Origin of the sequence: uncultured Lactobacillus sp., assembly GCF_947367125.1 — a bacterium.
Lineage (GTDB): Bacteria > Bacillota > Bacilli > Lactobacillales > Lactobacillaceae > Lactobacillus.
This window is the reverse complement of record NZ_CANBCQ010000028.1, coordinates 1-15,875: the sequence shown is the minus strand read 5'-3', so window position 1 is coordinate 15,875 and position 15,875 is coordinate 1. Positions and strand designations below refer to the sequence as shown.

General features: G+C 37.6%; 31 protein-coding genes, 2 tRNA genes and 1 pseudogene. 6 read left to right on the top strand and 28 right to left on the bottom strand.

The window, feature by feature from the left end; translation table 11 throughout:
- Positions 1–7: 7 nt before the first annotated feature.
- From Q0Y84_RS08435 to Q0Y84_RS08310, 26 genes are all read right to left on the bottom strand, one after another.
- On the bottom strand, positions 8–682 hold the full coding sequence (locus Q0Y84_RS08435) for a terminase (RefSeq protein ID WP_297952657.1): 675 nt from the start codon (positions 680–682) through the stop codon (positions 8–10).
- Between the two features lie 17 nt (positions 683–699).
- Positions 700–975: a hypothetical protein gene (locus tag Q0Y84_RS08430; RefSeq protein ID WP_297952655.1), complete on the bottom strand. Its 276-nt coding sequence runs from the start codon at positions 973–975 to the stop codon at positions 700–702.
- An 11-nt stretch (positions 976–986) separates the two neighbouring features.
- A complete protein-coding gene (locus tag Q0Y84_RS08425; protein WP_297952653.1) occupies positions 987–1,277 on the bottom strand; it encodes a hypothetical protein in 291 nt (96 codons plus the stop codon).
- A complete protein-coding gene (locus tag Q0Y84_RS08420; RefSeq protein ID WP_297952651.1) occupies positions 1,270–2,019 on the bottom strand; it encodes a ParB N-terminal domain-containing protein in 750 nt (249 codons plus the stop codon). The genes Q0Y84_RS08425 and Q0Y84_RS08420 overlap by 8 nt, the downstream gene beginning before the upstream one ends.
- Positions 2,020–2,172: 153 nt before the next feature.
- Positions 2,173–2,355 carry a hypothetical protein gene (locus Q0Y84_RS08415; protein ID WP_297952649.1) on the bottom strand — a complete coding sequence of 61 codons (183 nt, stop codon included), beginning with the start codon at positions 2,353–2,355 and terminating at the stop codon, positions 2,173–2,175.
- Between the two features lie 2 nt (positions 2,356–2,357).
- Positions 2,358–2,666 carry a hypothetical protein gene (locus Q0Y84_RS08410; RefSeq protein WP_297952647.1) on the bottom strand — a complete coding sequence of 103 codons (309 nt, stop codon included), beginning with the start codon at positions 2,664–2,666 and terminating at the stop codon, positions 2,358–2,360.
- The gene (locus tag Q0Y84_RS08405; protein ID WP_297952645.1) at positions 2,659–3,066 is read right to left on the bottom strand and encodes a hypothetical protein; all 408 of its coding nucleotides are present in this window, start codon (positions 3,064–3,066) and stop codon (positions 2,659–2,661) included. The genes Q0Y84_RS08410 and Q0Y84_RS08405 overlap by 8 nt, the downstream gene beginning before the upstream one ends.
- Positions 3,066–3,731 (bottom strand): phosphoadenosine phosphosulfate reductase family protein, encoded by a 666-nt coding sequence (locus Q0Y84_RS08400; RefSeq protein WP_297952643.1) that lies wholly within the window; start codon positions 3,729–3,731, stop codon positions 3,066–3,068. The genes Q0Y84_RS08405 and Q0Y84_RS08400 overlap by 1 nt, the downstream gene beginning before the upstream one ends.
- Before the next feature lie 129 nt (positions 3,732–3,860).
- Positions 3,861–4,262 carry an ASCH domain-containing protein gene (locus tag Q0Y84_RS08395; protein WP_297952641.1) on the bottom strand — a complete coding sequence of 134 codons (402 nt, stop codon included), beginning with the start codon at positions 4,260–4,262 and terminating at the stop codon, positions 3,861–3,863.
- Between the two features lie 815 nt (positions 4,263–5,077).
- Positions 5,078–5,548 carry a hypothetical protein gene (locus Q0Y84_RS08390; protein ID WP_297952640.1) on the bottom strand — a complete coding sequence of 157 codons (471 nt, stop codon included), beginning with the start codon at positions 5,546–5,548 and terminating at the stop codon, positions 5,078–5,080.
- 165 nt (positions 5,549–5,713) lie between these two features.
- Entirely contained in the window at positions 5,714–5,890 is a 177-nt protein-coding gene (locus tag Q0Y84_RS08385) for a hypothetical protein (protein ID WP_297952638.1), read from the bottom strand.
- A 6-nt stretch (positions 5,891–5,896) separates the two neighbouring features.
- Positions 5,897–6,166, bottom strand: a complete 270-nt coding sequence (locus Q0Y84_RS08380; protein WP_297952636.1) for a hypothetical protein — start codon at positions 6,164–6,166, stop codon at positions 5,897–5,899.
- A gap of 63 nt (positions 6,167–6,229) precedes the next feature.
- Positions 6,230–6,421, bottom strand: coding sequence for a hypothetical protein (locus Q0Y84_RS08375; RefSeq protein ID WP_005726056.1), 192 nt, complete (start codon positions 6,419–6,421; stop codon positions 6,230–6,232).
- Between the two features lie 10 nt (positions 6,422–6,431).
- Positions 6,432–6,587 carry a hypothetical protein gene (locus Q0Y84_RS08370; RefSeq protein WP_297952631.1) on the bottom strand — a complete coding sequence of 52 codons (156 nt, stop codon included), beginning with the start codon at positions 6,585–6,587 and terminating at the stop codon, positions 6,432–6,434.
- Positions 6,556–6,780 carry a hypothetical protein gene (locus Q0Y84_RS08365; RefSeq protein WP_297952629.1) on the bottom strand — a complete coding sequence of 75 codons (225 nt, stop codon included), beginning with the start codon at positions 6,778–6,780 and terminating at the stop codon, positions 6,556–6,558. Before Q0Y84_RS08365 ends, Q0Y84_RS08370 begins: the two co-directional genes overlap by 32 nt.
- A gap of 18 nt (positions 6,781–6,798) precedes the next feature.
- Positions 6,799–7,143 (bottom strand): hypothetical protein, encoded by a 345-nt coding sequence (locus tag Q0Y84_RS08360; protein WP_297952627.1) that lies wholly within the window; start codon positions 7,141–7,143, stop codon positions 6,799–6,801.
- A gap of 3 nt (positions 7,144–7,146) precedes the next feature.
- A complete protein-coding gene (locus tag Q0Y84_RS08355; RefSeq protein WP_297952625.1) occupies positions 7,147–7,977 on the bottom strand; it encodes a DnaA/Hda family protein in 831 nt (276 codons plus the stop codon).
- Between the two features lie 74 nt (positions 7,978–8,051).
- The gene (locus Q0Y84_RS08350) at positions 8,052–8,861 is read right to left on the bottom strand and encodes a conserved phage C-terminal domain-containing protein (protein ID WP_297952623.1); all 810 of its coding nucleotides are present in this window, start codon (positions 8,859–8,861) and stop codon (positions 8,052–8,054) included.
- A gap of 2 nt (positions 8,862–8,863) precedes the next feature.
- Entirely contained in the window at positions 8,864–9,580 is a 717-nt protein-coding gene (locus Q0Y84_RS08345; RefSeq protein ID WP_297952621.1) for a DUF1071 domain-containing protein, read from the bottom strand.
- 2 nt (positions 9,581–9,582) lie between these two features.
- Positions 9,583–9,834, bottom strand: coding sequence for a hypothetical protein (locus tag Q0Y84_RS08340; RefSeq protein WP_297952619.1), 252 nt, complete (start codon positions 9,832–9,834; stop codon positions 9,583–9,585).
- A 14-nt stretch (positions 9,835–9,848) separates the two neighbouring features.
- Positions 9,849–10,229: a hypothetical protein gene (locus tag Q0Y84_RS08335; protein WP_297952617.1), complete on the bottom strand. Its 381-nt coding sequence runs from the start codon at positions 10,227–10,229 to the stop codon at positions 9,849–9,851.
- 49 nt (positions 10,230–10,278) lie between these two features.
- Entirely contained in the window at positions 10,279–10,455 is a 177-nt protein-coding gene (locus Q0Y84_RS08330) for a hypothetical protein (protein WP_297952615.1), read from the bottom strand.
- Positions 10,456–10,459: 4 nt separating this feature from the next.
- Positions 10,460–10,702: a hypothetical protein gene (locus Q0Y84_RS08325; RefSeq protein WP_297952613.1), complete on the bottom strand. Its 243-nt coding sequence runs from the start codon at positions 10,700–10,702 to the stop codon at positions 10,460–10,462.
- A 9-nt stretch (positions 10,703–10,711) separates the two neighbouring features.
- Complete coding sequence (locus Q0Y84_RS08320) at positions 10,712–11,026, bottom strand: hypothetical protein (protein ID WP_297952611.1); 315 nt, start codon at positions 11,024–11,026, stop codon at positions 10,712–10,714.
- Between the two features lie 56 nt (positions 11,027–11,082).
- Positions 11,083–11,985, bottom strand: a complete 903-nt coding sequence (locus tag Q0Y84_RS08315) for a phage antirepressor (RefSeq protein ID WP_297952600.1) — start codon at positions 11,983–11,985, stop codon at positions 11,083–11,085.
- A 31-nt stretch (positions 11,986–12,016) separates the two neighbouring features.
- A complete protein-coding gene (locus Q0Y84_RS08310; RefSeq protein ID WP_151495070.1) occupies positions 12,017–12,226 on the bottom strand; it encodes a helix-turn-helix transcriptional regulator in 210 nt (69 codons plus the stop codon).
- A 171-nt stretch (positions 12,227–12,397) separates the two neighbouring features.
- Between Q0Y84_RS08310 and Q0Y84_RS08305 the strand changes: the two genes are divergently transcribed.
- From Q0Y84_RS08305 to Q0Y84_RS08280, 6 genes and pseudogenes are all read left to right on the top strand, one after another.
- The gene (locus tag Q0Y84_RS08305) at positions 12,398–12,745 is read left to right on the top strand and encodes a helix-turn-helix transcriptional regulator (protein WP_180860517.1); all 348 of its coding nucleotides are present in this window, start codon (positions 12,398–12,400) and stop codon (positions 12,743–12,745) included.
- A gap of 11 nt (positions 12,746–12,756) precedes the next feature.
- Positions 12,757–13,158, top strand: coding sequence for an ImmA/IrrE family metallo-endopeptidase (locus Q0Y84_RS08300; protein ID WP_297952595.1), 402 nt, complete (start codon positions 12,757–12,759; stop codon positions 13,156–13,158).
- A 3-nt stretch (positions 13,159–13,161) separates the two neighbouring features.
- Positions 13,162–14,397, top strand: coding sequence for an SHOCT domain-containing protein (locus Q0Y84_RS08295; protein WP_297952593.1), 1,236 nt, complete (start codon positions 13,162–13,164; stop codon positions 14,395–14,397).
- Positions 14,398–14,483: 86 nt separating this feature from the next.
- Positions 14,484–14,708: an Arm DNA-binding domain-containing protein gene (locus tag Q0Y84_RS08290; RefSeq protein WP_297952591.1), complete on the top strand. Its 225-nt coding sequence runs from the start codon at positions 14,484–14,486 to the stop codon at positions 14,706–14,708.
- A 12-nt stretch (positions 14,709–14,720) separates the two neighbouring features.
- Positions 14,721–14,837 (top strand): annotated as a pseudogene (locus tag Q0Y84_RS08285) (hypothetical protein); the annotation flags it as partial.
- Between the two features lie 99 nt (positions 14,838–14,936).
- Complete coding sequence (locus Q0Y84_RS08280) at positions 14,937–15,614, top strand: site-specific integrase (protein WP_297952694.1); 678 nt, start codon at positions 14,937–14,939, stop codon at positions 15,612–15,614.
- A gap of 95 nt (positions 15,615–15,709) precedes the next feature.
- Here the strand turns inward: Q0Y84_RS08280 and Q0Y84_RS08275 are convergent.
- Positions 15,710–15,799, bottom strand: a tRNA-Ser gene (locus tag Q0Y84_RS08275).
- A 2-nt stretch (positions 15,800–15,801) separates the two neighbouring features.
- A tRNA-Ile gene (locus tag Q0Y84_RS08270) sits at positions 15,802–15,875 on the bottom strand.

Here is a 15,875-nt window from a genome sequence, read left to right as displayed (position 1 = left end):
GTGCGGATTAATCTCCTTCGTTATCTGTACTGTTTTCGTGGTCTCTCAGCTCCTTCATCTTTGCTACATCATCAACAATAACCGTGCGATTGCTTGGATTGTCTTCTTCCTTAAGTGACTTAAGTTGCGCTTCACTGATGCCAGCGTCAGCGATAGCCTTGCGCGCGTTGGCTTCATTAAGTTTCTGGAACGTTTGGTCTCTGAACTTATCAGGTCTGCGGTTTTTAAGCCAAAAAATAGCAGCTGAAACGTTAGGGTCTACCTCGGTTACTGTTTTGCTAATTGGTATCTTTTCGTAAACCTCAACATTAGCAGCCGTAGCAATCAAAATTTCTTGTTTTGAAGCTTCGGGGTGATCTAACTTATAGATATTAGCAAACTTTGCGCGTTCCGCTTTCAAATTGAATTCATCTTTTTTGACCATCTTATAAGTAGTCGTGGTAACAGTGTGCTTTTTCATCGTTGAGATCAAGCTGTTTTCAATTTCAGCATCAACGACCTCTTTACCCTTTTTTAGGGCGTTTGAAATGTCTTCATGTGTCTTTATCCATGATTGGAGCGTAGAACGCACTATGCCCATTTTCTTGGCTATCTGATCATTTGTAAGACCATCTCTAGCCCAGCCTTGAAGTAAAGTGAGATTTTCAGGCTTTAGCCACTTTTCCCATTTTGCTTTAGCCATCTAATCCACCTCACAATTTATCCACCCCTACTTCCTGAAGAAGCTCTTTGACCGCCTCTAACTAATCTAAATGTCTTACCACCAAAATTAGCTCTCATAACACCAGCATGCTTACCGCCATTTGCTAACGCTCTTTTGTTAGCTCTCATACTTTGCATACCTCTACGATTTACCAGCCGTTCAACTCTTTTGTTACCTTGGCCGGTTGTTCTCAATCTTCGTTGAATACGTTGATGAGTATTTTCGTATGCCGTTGTTCTGCTTGCACTAAATAAATCTAACTGCCTTGCCACTTAACTCACCTCTATCCACTTGACCTGCCAGTTGATGCTCTCTTAGTTTTACCTAAAACAAAAACAGACGCATCGCGTCCGTTTCTCTTGTAGTTAGTACTAATTGACATACCTCTAGCTCTGTTTTTAATTCTTCTTAATGCTGATCCTTTACTTAAACCATACACTCTAATTCTATTTGAGCCTTTAGCGTGTACGATAGAAGCACGTGCACCATGCCAGGCTGTTTTCGTTCTAGTATTTTCAATTTGTCCATTAGAGCCGCGGGCTATTTTTATACCTGGTGGTAATCCTCTAGCCATTTAATTCACCCTCTTCAAACATTTTATTAAAACCTCTTTTCAGCTGATCAAATGTAACGAACTCTTCATTAGCTGGAATACTTGCCTTTTTATAAAATTCTTCTTTAGCCTCATTAGATGGGAATACAACCTTGGTATAAAAATTAATGATTGTCGTGTCCTTGTCTTTATGTCTAAAATCGGCTTTCTTTTCGTTAAATTCAGCAAGCCCAGCTAGTTTATCCTTTTCGTCCTCAACTTCATCATCGTATGGCGTTTCTTTCTTTGACGGTTGAAGTTCTTCTTTTTCTTTACCGTCAAAGTCAAGTTCACCGTCAAACATGAAATCAATATCTGCTTTATTGAATCCCATGTCCTCAAATGAGACATCATCAGATAACTTTGCTAATTCATCTAAGTCCCAATCGCCTTGCATAGATGGGTTGTTTAACTGGACATTTAGCTTCTTTTCTGTTTTCTCGTCAACGTCAATAATTGCTACTGGTACTTCGTAATCTTTCTTACGGTAAATCTTGTCAGCTGCAGTTAAACGCTGATGTCCGCCCACTAAGACACCTGTACGCTTGTTCCATACCAGCGGCTCAATTAATCCATTCTCACGAATTGCCTTGATTAACTTCTTTTGGTTAGATTCATCAATGATTCTTGGATTGTAATCGGCGAACTTGATTTGTGAGCGCTTGATCTTGCCAAACTCGAAGGATTGAAGATTTCTTGACCGTAAATTTGCTTTTTTATCCACTTTCGTTGCTCCTCTGCTGGATTCCTTCTCAAAGGCTCTTTTAATGGTCTTCTTAAAGACTCTTTTGATGGTCTCCCTATAGGTACTCCTTGGATAGCCATTTTTCTGATCTTTTTAATTGCTTCTTCAGAGATCCACTTGCCATGTCCAAATTTAACGTATTTCATGTTCACCCTCCAAAGGGAACTCTTTTATTCCGGTATTACCTTCTTTATCGATAATTCCATAAACACATTTTTTATTTTGAAGAAGGTCAACAAGTGCCAAGCCGTTTGAATCAAAAATTAAGTAAAACCTTGCACGCCATTTACCATGACCACACTTAACGTATTCCATGTTTAACCTCCTTTACTACCGGTAGAACCGCGCTTGAACTTAGCGCCGCCACTAAAAATTAATCCTCTAGCCTTCCCATAAGTTCTATTTGCACTATTTCCAATAGTATGTGATGAACCATCAGAGAAAAATCTCGCAATGCCCTTTTCATAGCTGACACCAACTAAATTGACCATGCCATTTCTTGCTTTATAAACTACAGCATTAGCTCCATTAATTTTTGAACCTGAAATAATCTTAGTTTCGCCGTTATTCATACCTTTAGCCAGTCTATTAGCTTGTCGCATAACAGACTTAATACCTCTAGCCATAGTAGATTGCTATCCCCCCCGAATGTCCACTAGATGCCTTAAATTGGCCTGTTTTCATATCATATCCAAGCCTTTTAGCAATTTGCTCAGCACCAAGTCCTTGATCTTTTAAGCGCTGAAATTTACGCCCTTGAAGATCACTATGACGAGCATATAATCGAGCTTTAATTTTCTTCATTCCAGGATGCTGTTTTCTAACACGATCAGCAATTGCTGTAAAAATCTTTTCACTATTTTGCTGATTTTTCCTTTCGAATCGTGCAATGTCAGAGTGACTGCCAAAATTTTTCCAATCAGCATCAAATCCACTTTGCCGTCTTTTTTCGGCTCTTTCCCACGTGGTAGTCCACCATGGGTGCTTGCCATCAGTCGCATAGCGCATGCCATTCGATCTAACCACTATTTTTCACCTCTTTTGTACGTCTCATACTGTAGACCTCCAGCTTCAGCTTCAGGAAAAAACTTCAAAATTCTCCGATAATCAGCTGGATAAATCTTTTTAATTGCTGATAACTCTTTACCAGCTAAACTATGAAAGCTAAATCCTAATTCTTGGTTGAATTTCGGATAGAACAGGTGGTTCATCTTCATGTACTGCTTGATTTCTTTATCAGTCCAATACATGACCGGGTAAAACCGACCCCTTTTTTCATCAATCGACCCGGAATGTTTCAGCATCGCTCTTCTTACGATTGAATCGTTAATCTTTTCACCGCCTGCTATCCAATAAATGCCCGTATCTTGTCTCAGAGCTTCATAGATAGCTCTAATTTTCACTCTTGGAACACTATAGTCAGCGTCTCTGAATGAGCCGTAACGGTAAAAATCGGCATCCTCAAAGTGAGGCACTTCAATGATTTCTACACCGTAGTGTTTCTCATACTTTGCTAACGCCTCATCTTGAAACTGCAATCCAGGTACTAAGTACATAAAGAACGGTTGGACATGCTTAAAATATTTCATGCACAAGTCCAACGTTACAATGCTGTCTTTACCCATGCTGAAGGAAACAAGCACGCTATCGGTTATCTGGCTTTGTGTCTTGATTACGTCCAGTAGACTCACGCTTGGTCCTTCTTTCTTTAGATAAATCTCTTTCAAGCTCGGCTAGTATCTGATTTTCTGTCTTAGAACTAACCAAACCGAATCTTTTTGTCTTATACATAATTCTCACCAAACAAAAAGGAGTAATGCTTAATGCAAAACTCCATTAATTTCAATTCTTTTTCGTTTCTTTTTTCTCTTAGGTTGGTAGATTAGTGGTGCAACTTCCTTATCAAACTCTTCTTTGCTGATAGGCTTAATAAGCTCGTCAGCAACGTTGAACAACTTAAGCTGTCCTTTTACGTGGATAGGCTTAATCACGTCCAGAAGCTCAATGTGCCAGTAATAGCATTCATCAAAGTCTACATACTCAATGCTCTTTAGATTAACTACACATGTAGCATATCCAGGAGCTGATCCAGCCACCTTTTTAGTGGTTGAACACATCAGCAGTGGTCCACGATACTTAGTAGACCACGTTCGGTACTCAATTTTCTTGTTGCCAGCAATCATGTCCATAATATAATCGCCACGCACGGATAAAGCTTTCATTAAATTTACCTCCTTAATGCTAGTTGAGGAATCGAACCTCGCACGTGTCCAACATGGACGATATATTTCCTTGCAAGATTTTCAAGCTTAATAAAAAAGAGATCTACCGTGCTCCAAACTAGCAATGAGCAGTTTCCGCCTGCTCTAAGAATGCTGCAAGCCTCGAAACTTGCATTGCTACCGGCTGTACTCATAGATGTGTCAAATGAAAAGTAATAATTAAAACAATGGTAGCAAGTCCCTGACGCACTCCACACGTGATCCTGAAAGGATCAAAGAGCCAGCAAGGAATCGAACCTTACCTACATGTCAAGACGACGAAAACATGTAGTACCATCTAGCCCATAAACGTCACCTGTAGGACAGCCACAGGTGACAAGCAATGTTTACGTGCTTGCTCGCCGTTTTCCTTGGGTCTTCGCAAGCTAAGAGACATAGTAGAGCGAACTGCTATATCTCTGTATAAAGCGTAGATTTGCGGTTTTCCACGCCGCTTCACTATCAGACAACAATTTTTAAATAATAAAGAAATATAAGAATTGTTAATTGACTCCCAACTTGAGAGCCTATGAATCGTGGTTGGACTTACACCAACACCACCGAAACTGCAATAGTCGGACGTGTCTTTTTACTCGTTAGAGTTTTCACGATTCTGTTCTATACACTGAAAGGAGGTTTAATTAATGAACTTTAGTATTCACGTCGTGTCAAAAACTAGGTCTCGTGCTTTTCCTAAATTTTCAACAATACCAATATACCTACTTTCATGGTTGAATAGTGGTCGAACTTTGGGTTAATTTTGGGCGAAAAGTGGTTTATTTCTGGGCGTTTTTTGGTAACTTTTTGGGTTTCTGAGGGTAGAAAAGTGCCGGTAGCTCAGGACAATCGCGTGCGTCCCGCCAGTAATCATAGCGTTTGATGAACTCCTTTAATGCACCCTTCTTTGATGTCTTATATTCGCCTTCAGTCATACCAACTTTCATCCGTGCTTGTTGGTTATTCAGATTTTCAATGTAGTAGGCTTCAAGGATCGCTCTATGTTTGCCGTGGTACTCAAAGTTAGTGCAATCCTTAATCGCTACTAGCACTGTCAATGCTAAGTATTGGGCTCTCTCTGCCTTGCTCATTGTCTCCACATAGGACTTTTCAGTTGTGTTGGTATTACTATGCCCCGAAGGGGCTAAATCCAAACTAGCTCCAGTCAGTTGACCAGGATGGATACCTCCCTCATACATATAGCCCCAGAAATCTTTTCTAAGAAAAACATTTACGTCCTTACGTTCCATTCGCCACAATTCCCCTCTAAATCACTTTTAGTAATCTTAGAAATATCATTAAGACGGTTGATATACCAAAAATTACTGTATTTACCGTTGAGTTCCTGCTATCACCACAGCTGGCAACAATCCAGAAAATTATTCCTGATAGCAATATCACTGAATAGTCACTCATTAATTCACCTTCTCCATACCGTTTAGAAATGCAACAGCATTTTTCGGTTGCATTCTAATTACGACGCTTTGCTTCAAGTTAGCAATGAAATAGTAAGTATAAGTGTCATCCATGGCACTAAATACCTGAAATATAGTACCGTCAACGTCTCTATATTTATCGCCTTTATGTAGCATTTACCATTAGTTTTCCTCCTTTAAACGCTTCAATTTACATGAAAAACATGAAATTATTTTCATAATTTTAGCAATTTGCTTTACACTGTCGTAAACGCCATGAAAATTAATGTTGCCGTTAGGATATAATTCGCAATAAGGTCGGGCATCATAATGAATGTAAGTTACGTCAGGAGATGCAATGCCCTTCACTACGTTATAATTATCATCAATTTCTTTCAGTTCCTTATTTAGCTGATCAACTAGTTCTTTACGCTTTTCTTCTTTACTTTTCATAAATCTTCACCCCTCAATCATTACTTTTTTCTTTATCTGTCATTTCTTTAACTCCTTTTACTTTTACCAGTCTTCTGTTCCCTTTTCTTGCAAATGGTGGAAAAACCAAAACCTATTGCATGTGTTACAAAGGAGCGTAATTTCATCAATTGGCTTTAACTTAGCACCACAATAAGGGCATTTATAGCCATAGAAATATTCTGGTGTCCTATTTTGGAAAACTGGCTCATCATGCCAATACTTTGAATTTTTCATCTTTTAGCTCCTAAAACGGAATATCTCCGTTGTTTCTAAGCAACTCGGTTAAGCCACCAATTTCATCTAAAATTTGATCCGTCTTTCTTTTTTCAATTTCTTGAATCTCTTTGGTTTTGAATTCCTCGTAATTTTTAAAGATCGCACCTATTTCTCCTCTTTTCATTCACACCTGATCCCATATTTTCTAGCTCAAGCTCATAACTTGCATCAATAATCTTGCGTCTAGCCTCTTCAATCTTTGAATAAGTTGAAGATTTCATGTCTTCTTTTAAAAGTCCTACTTTTTCAATTTCATTGAGCTTAAACGTTACTTGGCTCAAAGCATCTAAATAGTCATAGTCTTTAATCTTGTCCATTTTGCCTTTATTCCTTTTCTAAATATCAATCCCATAAAAATTTGAAAGAAAGCAATTCAAATCAAACCACTTATTTACTAATTCAATATCGGAATGATAATTTATCTGTGCTACATCTATCAGATCTTCAATTGTCCCAGCGACTGCTATAGTATCGCCTCCTGTTATACTGACCAATGAATAAAGGCCATCGTTATAAGTACCAACAATGTAGTTATCAACATCTACATCTTCTGTATCAATGATAACTAGATGGCAATCCACATCATCTTCGCTTTCATTTGAAGGCAAAGGTGTGCCCTTCATTCGGAGCCTAACAATACTTCCTGGTCTAATTCCTTTTGACCAATTTTCTTTGTTCATTTTCTAATACCTCTTATCTTGAATACCACTAAAATCTAATTGCTTGCCCTTTGAGCCAGCTAGCAAACGGCTAACAAGCTTTGCATTGTAGGCTTGTCTTAGCTCACTCATTGTTAGATTGGTTGTAATGATGATCCGCTTCTGCCTGTTAGTGACTTGATAAAGCACACGTTGGACAAACTGGCTTGCTTCACCTTTAGTACTCATGACTGATTCACTCCCTAAGTCATCAATTACTAAAAGATCAGCATTAGATAGAGCATGTACCGCAAACTGTTCAGTCCATTTTTCCATTGGATTATCGAAACTTGATCTAATTGCCAGAAATAGGCTAGTTACATTTACAAATAAGCATCGTTGCGGTGGGTTGCTGAAATCATTAACGGCACTTAGCATAGCCATAGCTAAATGTGTTTTGCCTTGCCCAGGTGTCCCGTACAAAATCGTATTGAAGTTCAAATTGCGATCCTTGTAGTACTCACCAGCTAGCTTGCGTGCAATGTCTTTCATTTGAGCTTCTTTTGAGCCACTAGGGGCTTTAAAGTTATCAAACGTGTAACTATACTCTTTAGGATCATCGACTAAACTAAGCTGTCTTAAATCCTTCCTGATAACTTGCACATAATTAGTACGATCAAGTTCTCTTTTCTCTTTTCCAACTGCTTCACGTTGACATTTAATGCAGAATGGTTGAGGTGACTTGTCTGTATACACCATTGGTGTCTTATGAATAGGGCAAATCTTGTCAGACTTTTTCACCACAAAACTCAATCCAGCAACTTTTACTCTTTTTTCAAAGTCTTTAACGCTTTGCATCTTTACCACCTTCATCATCAATGTTCTTCTCTAAGAGTTAGGTTATTTTTTTGGCGTAGTTCTTTAATCCTATTTTTCATGCTGAATGACTCCTAAAACGGTAAATCATCATCATTAACGTCACTTAGATCTACTTGAGTGCTGTCATAGCCACCGCTAGTAGGTTTATCTTTATGCTTATCTAAGTTATTAGCATTTAGATAGTCATCAAAATGAGACGGACTAAACAAGGTTGATGGTCTCATATACTTCCACATATCAGTGTGTTGCCATTCAAAAGCCTTGTTGTCGATAACTGTTTTAAAGTCTTGAAGTGAATAGCCGTCTTTAAATCTTGCCCTAATTAAGCGTTGATTTACTGCGCTACTTGCTTTATAGTGGGCTTTAGTTTTTGAATTTAAATAATCAAGTATTTCTTGATAAGGAATATTATCGGGTTCGGCTTTTTTAGCCGAGCCTTTATTTATATTATTTGTTCTATTATTCTGTTCTTTTATATTGTTATATTTAGGTGAATCCTGTTTCACCAGGGGGGTGAAATCTGTTTCCCCACCCTCATGAATTTTGTTTCCCCACCCTAGTGAAATACATTTCACCAGGGTGCTTCCGGCTGTAATTTTTCGTCCTTTAATTATTTTGTGTTCTTTGTCAGCATAAATATTTACGCGCTTGATAAGCCCTTTATTTTCAAGCAATGTAAGATAGTTCTGCACTGATCTGTTAGTAGCATTCAATCTTTTAGCTATTTCAGTGTTACTCATAAAGAACTCACCGGTTACGTTTAGCATTGAAAGTATTTCACCCATTAGCAATATTGCTTTAGGCTTATCTAATAATTCCTGGTCTCTTGCTACGCCAACGGGAATCATTAGAAATGCTTTCGTTCCTTTAAACTCTTCCATTCCTACGCCTCTTTCTTTTCTTCTTTCACTGTGTAAAGCCCATTAGCCTCAATAAATTCATAAGCTGCTAAGTTCTTAGGGTCTCTCTTAGTCCACGTTTCAATAAACATGTGAGCTTGTTTGTCACCTGATTTTTCCCAGCTAACAACATCAACTAATTTTTCTTTGCCTCCGCCGTACTGAACTTCAAAACGCTGCGCACTCGCAATTTTTTTCTTCATTAGCTGCGCTTTTGAAATTTTAGTAGGTGTCTCATCTTTCTCACTTGGTAAGTCTTCACCTGCGTAAACATTCAGACCTAATCCGGCAAATGCTAACGCCTTAACTAGCGCTCTCATTTGAGTTTTATTAATTTGACTGTAGTTAGGTTTCATAACTGTTTTGTTGTGATTATCCATTACATAAAGTTGTGAGCTGAACTTTTGACCTTCAATGATCACACTTGCTTCAACTTCACATCCAGCTATAGTCAATCTGTAATCAACGGTTCGGCCGGTTGCTACCCAGCCATTTTGACTTGGTAAGTATTCCGGGTATTCTGTAATTTCCTTGTCAGCATCAGGATAAATACTCTTAACTAAGCCCCAAGCCTTAGCCCAGCTTAAATAGTTAAGCCCCATTTTTTTGTCAATTAAGTGACTTACATCAATCTTGGATAGAGTTGAATAAATGCTCTTTTTTAATTCTTCACTGGTTTGTTGTTTCTTTTCTTCAGTCATAATTATTTGATCTCCGCATTGTCTGAATCTTCATTAAGCTTAGAAACTACTTTTTCAATCATTGTGTTAAATGCTGCTTGCATAATTTCTTCGGGGGTTGCGCTATAGTCGCCACCAAAATCATGTTTATAGCTTCTAGCGTATTTTTTAGCTTTTCCGTATTTGCCTAGTGTTTTAGTGTCGTCATACATTTCTTTTTCAATAAAAGGAATATCGGCAATAATTTGATCTAGCCATTTTTGAGCATCATTCATTAGTAATTGCCTCCTTAATCAATACCTAAATAACTAGTTAAGGTCTCACAATTATAGTGTTCACAATCTTTTATAAGCTCTAAAAGACCGTTGCTGTAATTGTTAAGATCCAAAACAAAGTCAAAATGATCAGGGTATGGTGCTATTCCGCTATAGCCCATTTCATTTGCTAACTTATTTAAATCCCCTTTATAGTGATTTAAGCGTCCTTGAATAAAATCTGCAGCAGATTTATAGCCATTTTCAAAGTCATCAGCAGAATCACCAATTAAGGCTTCACGGCCATCAGGCAACTGAACAACTAATGTATCGGGGTCATTTTCTGCTTGTATCTCAAGTTTTCGTATTTCTTTTTGGCGGTTAATTTCATTAATCTGTTCTTGTGATTGAAGCATTGTGTTATAATCTCCTTAGTTTGATTTTTGTTTGCACTCACTAGGTCTTTTAACTAATGAGTGCTTTTTTTATGCCTAAAAATTCCTTTACATTTACTGGCAGTTCCGCAAAACTAGCACCACTAAGAGCGCTAATAGCGTTACTGTGAGCAACAAGGATAAGCTGGCGCTCGCTAAACTTACCGGCTCGTTGATAGCCCATATATGGTTGATAAACTTGTGCCATAGCCTCATAAATCCTCTTTCTTTTCTCTTAATTTCTTAATTTCTCTCACTGCAAATGCTGAAAGAATCAGCATAAGCACAACTAACAGTGAAATAACTTGGTCTGCATGGGTTACACCGTAGATACATAACTGCTCTATGACAGCTACTGGTAAAAATGCAATGGCGCAGAACTCCAGCACTTTTTCAAATCCTTTGCAGATATAACTCAATACATGATCAAGCTTGCTATTTCCCAAATCTGGCATAATATCCTCCTATGCGTACCCTCGTACGCTGTTATCTTCTACACACTTAATCAATTCCGACTTTTTGTATCGCTTAACGCCATCAATTACATGAACAGGAACGTTATGCTCTTGTCTAAATCGCCAAAAGGTTGTTAAGCTCATACCTAAAACATCGGCAGCTTCAGTAGCATTCAGGTACTCTTGAAGCACATATCTTTTTGTGTACTTCTTGATCAACTTTTCAGCATCTTTTTTGCTAAGAAAATTTTCTTTACGTTTGGGCTCTGTCCTTGCTACTTCTTTCACTACCATGCGATAAATACCGCGCTGTAGGTCATCCATAGCTATCACCTCCTATCTCTTAGATCATCCAAATTAATGTCTAACGCATTTTCTATTTATGCGATGTATCCAGACCCATCCGGATTAATTGTGCCAATGATATTGCCATTTTGGTCCTCAGCCTTAATTCCATTCTCACCAGTCACAATCTTTACGGATTGTGACTTTTTCTTTTCTTTCAAAAACTTGTTAATAAAGTACTGCTGACCTTTTCCAGTCACTTTAGGGGTCTTACTAATTGAAGTAGAGCCATTCGAGTGGTTGATGGTCGTTTCTTTAATCTTGAACAAGCCTAAATTCATAGCTCTCTGTGTTGGCATGTTCCAATCGCTGCCCTTGCGGCTGATCAAGTAGCCATTCGCACGCATCCACTTGAATAGTCGTGTTGCTCCAATGTCTACGCTGTTACCTCTCAGGATTTTAGCCAATTCACCAATTAAAATGGTTGATTTGCTGGTTGCTACCGAATCAGCAAACAAGGCTTTGGGCTTCATTTCATGAACTTGGCTTTCAGCATCCTTTCTCAGCTGCTGCTCAATTAATCTTTGTTCGCGCTCATCTTTCAACTGAGTAGCAAGCTTGATGATTGTGTCAGGGTCGGTTAGTACTTCCTCAATCTTTTCATCAGTCATGTAAGCACCATGCTTGCGGATAGTTGGAAGAACTTCACTAGTTACCCAATGCTTGAACTTCTTGGCATTTGGCATTTTGCTAGACAGGATCAGACTGTATAAGCCCGATTCGTTGACTACTACTGCAGCTTGATTTCTACCTATGGAGTCCCGAATCGTTACCCCATCTTTTTTATCCTCTCGGTCAACATGATCTTGAATAGCTTTTCTTGTATTTACATATCCGAGAATCCTAGCTACATCTTTTCCAACAAAGTAAGCTTGATCATCAATAGATAAAGTTCTTACTTGTTGATTCTCAAAATTAAATGATTGAAGTTTACTCATGCTTTCTCCTTTCTTCTCATTTTGAATAACTTTACTTCAAAAAAATATCAGGTGAAATACCCAACGTTTTTGAAAACGCAATTGCAAAGTCAGCATCGAACTTGGAGCGTCCATTTAGTCGTCCACTCAGAGTAGGTTCACTAATCCCCATTTTTTCAGCAACAAACCTTTGCTTAATTCCGTGTTTCTGGAGATAGTCTCTTGCCAGTTCTCTAGCATCTGACTTTAAAACTGTCACCATTTGCACCCCTCCATTTCTTCTCAATTTGTGTAACTTGATTACATTTACTATCATACTACCCATTTTGAGAAAGTCAACATTTTTCTTCACATTTTGAAAAGAAATATTTTCAAAACGAAAATATAGCTTTACAATGTACTCAAATAAGGAAAAACAGAAAGTGAGGTACTTATGAGCACTTTTAGTAATCGCCTTGAGAGCGAAAGGAAAAAGGCTGGCTGGACCAAAACATATACTGCAAAGATTCTGCATTTACCATTAACTACCTATGCAAACTATGAATATGGCAATCGTGAGCCAGATATAGAAACCATCTCCGAAATGTCTAAATTATTCAATGTTACAAACGACTACCTAATGGGAAAAACAGATAATCCTTCATCATCTACTGACTTTTCTGACGCAGACTTAGATGCTCTTTTGGACAACGCCCACTCCTACGACGGTAAGCCTATGACCGATCATGACCGTGAAATTATCAAGTCTTACTTAAAAGGATATTTTCAAGGCAAAGAGTAAGGTGAATCGTTATGAGTGATCGTATAAAAGATTTACTTAAAGACCATCATTTGAAGCTCGTATATAAGGACATAGAGAGTGAAGGCTATATAGTCCACATGCCTGATCCTTGTCCTGACTTTGTCTTTGTTAAAGATGGCCTATCAGATGAAGAAACTGAAAGGGTTATCTTACATGAGCTTGGTCATGCTGAAGCCGATGATGATGCGCAAAAAGACTACAAAGACAATCCTATAACTCGCATATGCTGTGAGAGTGGTGCAAAAAACTTTGTAGTCCATGAACAAATAAAAAAGTACATTGATCTGGGCAATGATGTAGCAAGTGCCAACTGGCTGAATTTAGCAAAATACATTGGTACTGATAATTATTATTTAGTGCAAGAAGAGTTACTGAAATATGGGGTTGAATAAATAATGACTAAAGAATGTGCTATTTGTGGATCAAAAATTGGTTTTTTAGATCAAGATCTAATATTTAAAGATGGAAGAATTTGCAGTAAAGAAATTAAAAAATATGGTTTTGCTAAGAAAGCAGGTTCTGATGTTCCAACTTTAAAAGCGATCAATTGGGCTGATAAACATACAATTAGTGAATTAAAAGAATTTATAGCAAACGGTGATACTTTTCCAGATATTATAAAAAAGCAAAATATTGCAAAAATTAATGCCAAAGCTGCTAAAAAACATAATAAGCAAACTAAGATGGAAAAAATATGCTTTAACTGTGGTTCGAAAATTGGGTTTTGGGATCAAGAATTTGATTTGAAAGATGGTTTTTTATGTGGTAACTGTTGGCAAAAATATCATTTTTCTAGTCACGTAAGCGAAAGAAAAATGAGTGAATACATAGAAACTATTTCAACAGCAGAATGTCAAAAACTTATTAATAATCCTGACGCTTTGGATGATGTAAAAATTAAATATGGATATGTCAAACACTTTTGGGAAAATGATAAACAAGCCAAGGAAAAAGGAAAAGATAAATTAGAGCAAGGAAAAATTAAAGACCAAAAAGTTGCTGAAGAGCAAGCTAAAGCTGCAGCTCTTAATAAGAAATATGAGGAATTATTACCTATTTTTCAACAAGAATGTTCAGCTAAATTTGGAAAGTATCTTTTTGATGATACAAGACGCCAGATTTTAAAGAAAAAGTCCTTCCTTTTTGATCCTGAATTTTACAATTACAGCGATATCATTTCATACAGAATTAACCAGCAAGGACATAATGAAACCAAAAAACATGGTATTACACGTGCATTGGTTGGTGGTGCTTTAGCTGGTGGAGTTGGGGTGATTGTCGGTGCAACTACTGGTGGCAAACAAACAGACTATATTGATCATCTTGGAATAATTGTAAATCTAAAAAATGGGGACAATTTTGAGATTGTTTTTATAAGGAAAATCGATGAAATAAAGTCTAACAGCTTCACTGCTAGATCAATTATTTCTGACGTGAATGGATTAATATCATTGCTTGATGCAATTATTGCTAAAAATCAGAGTTTAGCTAACACCACTATTTCGTCTAGTAATCAAGCTAAAGTAAATAGCACAGCAGATGAAATACGAAAATACAAAAAACTAGCAGACGATGGAATAATCACGCAAGATGAATTTTCAGCTAAAAAGAAGCAATTATTAGGATTGTAAAAAATAACCCGCCCACTCTATTGAGCAGACGGGTTTATATTTAGCGGTTCAAAGAACATATGTATCTTTGAAAGGAGGTGATATAAATGCCAAAAAGAAAAAACACTGCAATTAAGCCGTACAAGCTTAAAAGCGGTAAAAAGCGTTATATGTTTTACATCTATTTAGGTCAAAAGAATGGCCAAAAAGTACAAACTTTTCGCCGTGGCTTTAAGAGCTATGAAGAGGCTGATGCTGTATATAAGCAACTAGCCGCAACCAATCCTCAAGATTTTGTAAAGCAGAAGCAATATACAGTAGATCAGCTCTGAAATGAATGGTTTAAACGCTACGTTTTAGACGTAAAGCCTTCTACAGCTCAAAAAACTTATGAACTGTACAATCTGCATATCAAGCCTGTGTTTGGTGATTCTTATGTAGATGCTTTAACCACTAAAACCATTTCAGACTATTTCTATTCTTTAGCTGAAAAGTACAAAAGATATCGCACCGTTTTCAACTATCTACATAAATTATTAGAGTATGCGGTTGATATTGAATTGATTAATCGCAATCCTGCCCGCTCTTCTCTTTTGCCTAAAAAGTCAGCGGTTAAAGGACGTGATACATCACATAATTTCTACACACTTGATGAGTTAAAGGCTTTCTTAGATACTGCTAAGGGAATAAGTGATCAAGTTTACTTCTACTTTTTGATCCTGGCAACTACAGGAATCCGCAAGAGCGAGGCTATTGCCCTCCACTGGTCGGATTTCGATTACAAACATAAAATCATACACATTAATCGAACAACGGCTTACAAGCTCAAAATTAAGGATAACGGCGAAATAGAAACAAACGATTATGGCACACAAATCCCTAAAGGTAATGAAAGCCGCGTTGTACCTATGTCAGACTTAGTATATGATGCTTCACTTCACTGTCGTAAAGATCTAAACCCACTTGTCTTTCACAATACTAAGGGCGACTATTACCGCTCTAGTAAGGCTGACAAGTGGAAAAAGCAAATTTACGAAAAGAACCCAAATCTTAAAAAGATTACGGTTCATGGATTGCGTCATAGTTTGGCTACAATTGCTAATGATAATTGTTGGAATATGGTAGATGTTAAAAATGTGCTTGGACATAAGAGTCTAGATTTAACGCTAGGTACTTATACTCACACAACCAAAAATGGTGAGGAAGAAATTCGTAAAGATATTAATGGGCTTTTTTAAAAAGGCTTTTTCTATCAAATTTCTATCAAAAAATGAGAGTAAAGCAAAAGAACCGCATAACCACGCGGTTCTTAGCTACTCTAAAATGTATAATACGGAGACAGAGAGATTCGAACCCTCGCACCGGAATAACCCGATCTACACCCTTAGCAGGGGCGCCTCTTCAGCCACTTGAGTATGTCTCCAATGGGCCTAAATGGACTTGAACCATCGACCTCACGCTTATCAGGCGTGCGCTCTAAACCAGCTGAGCTATAGGCC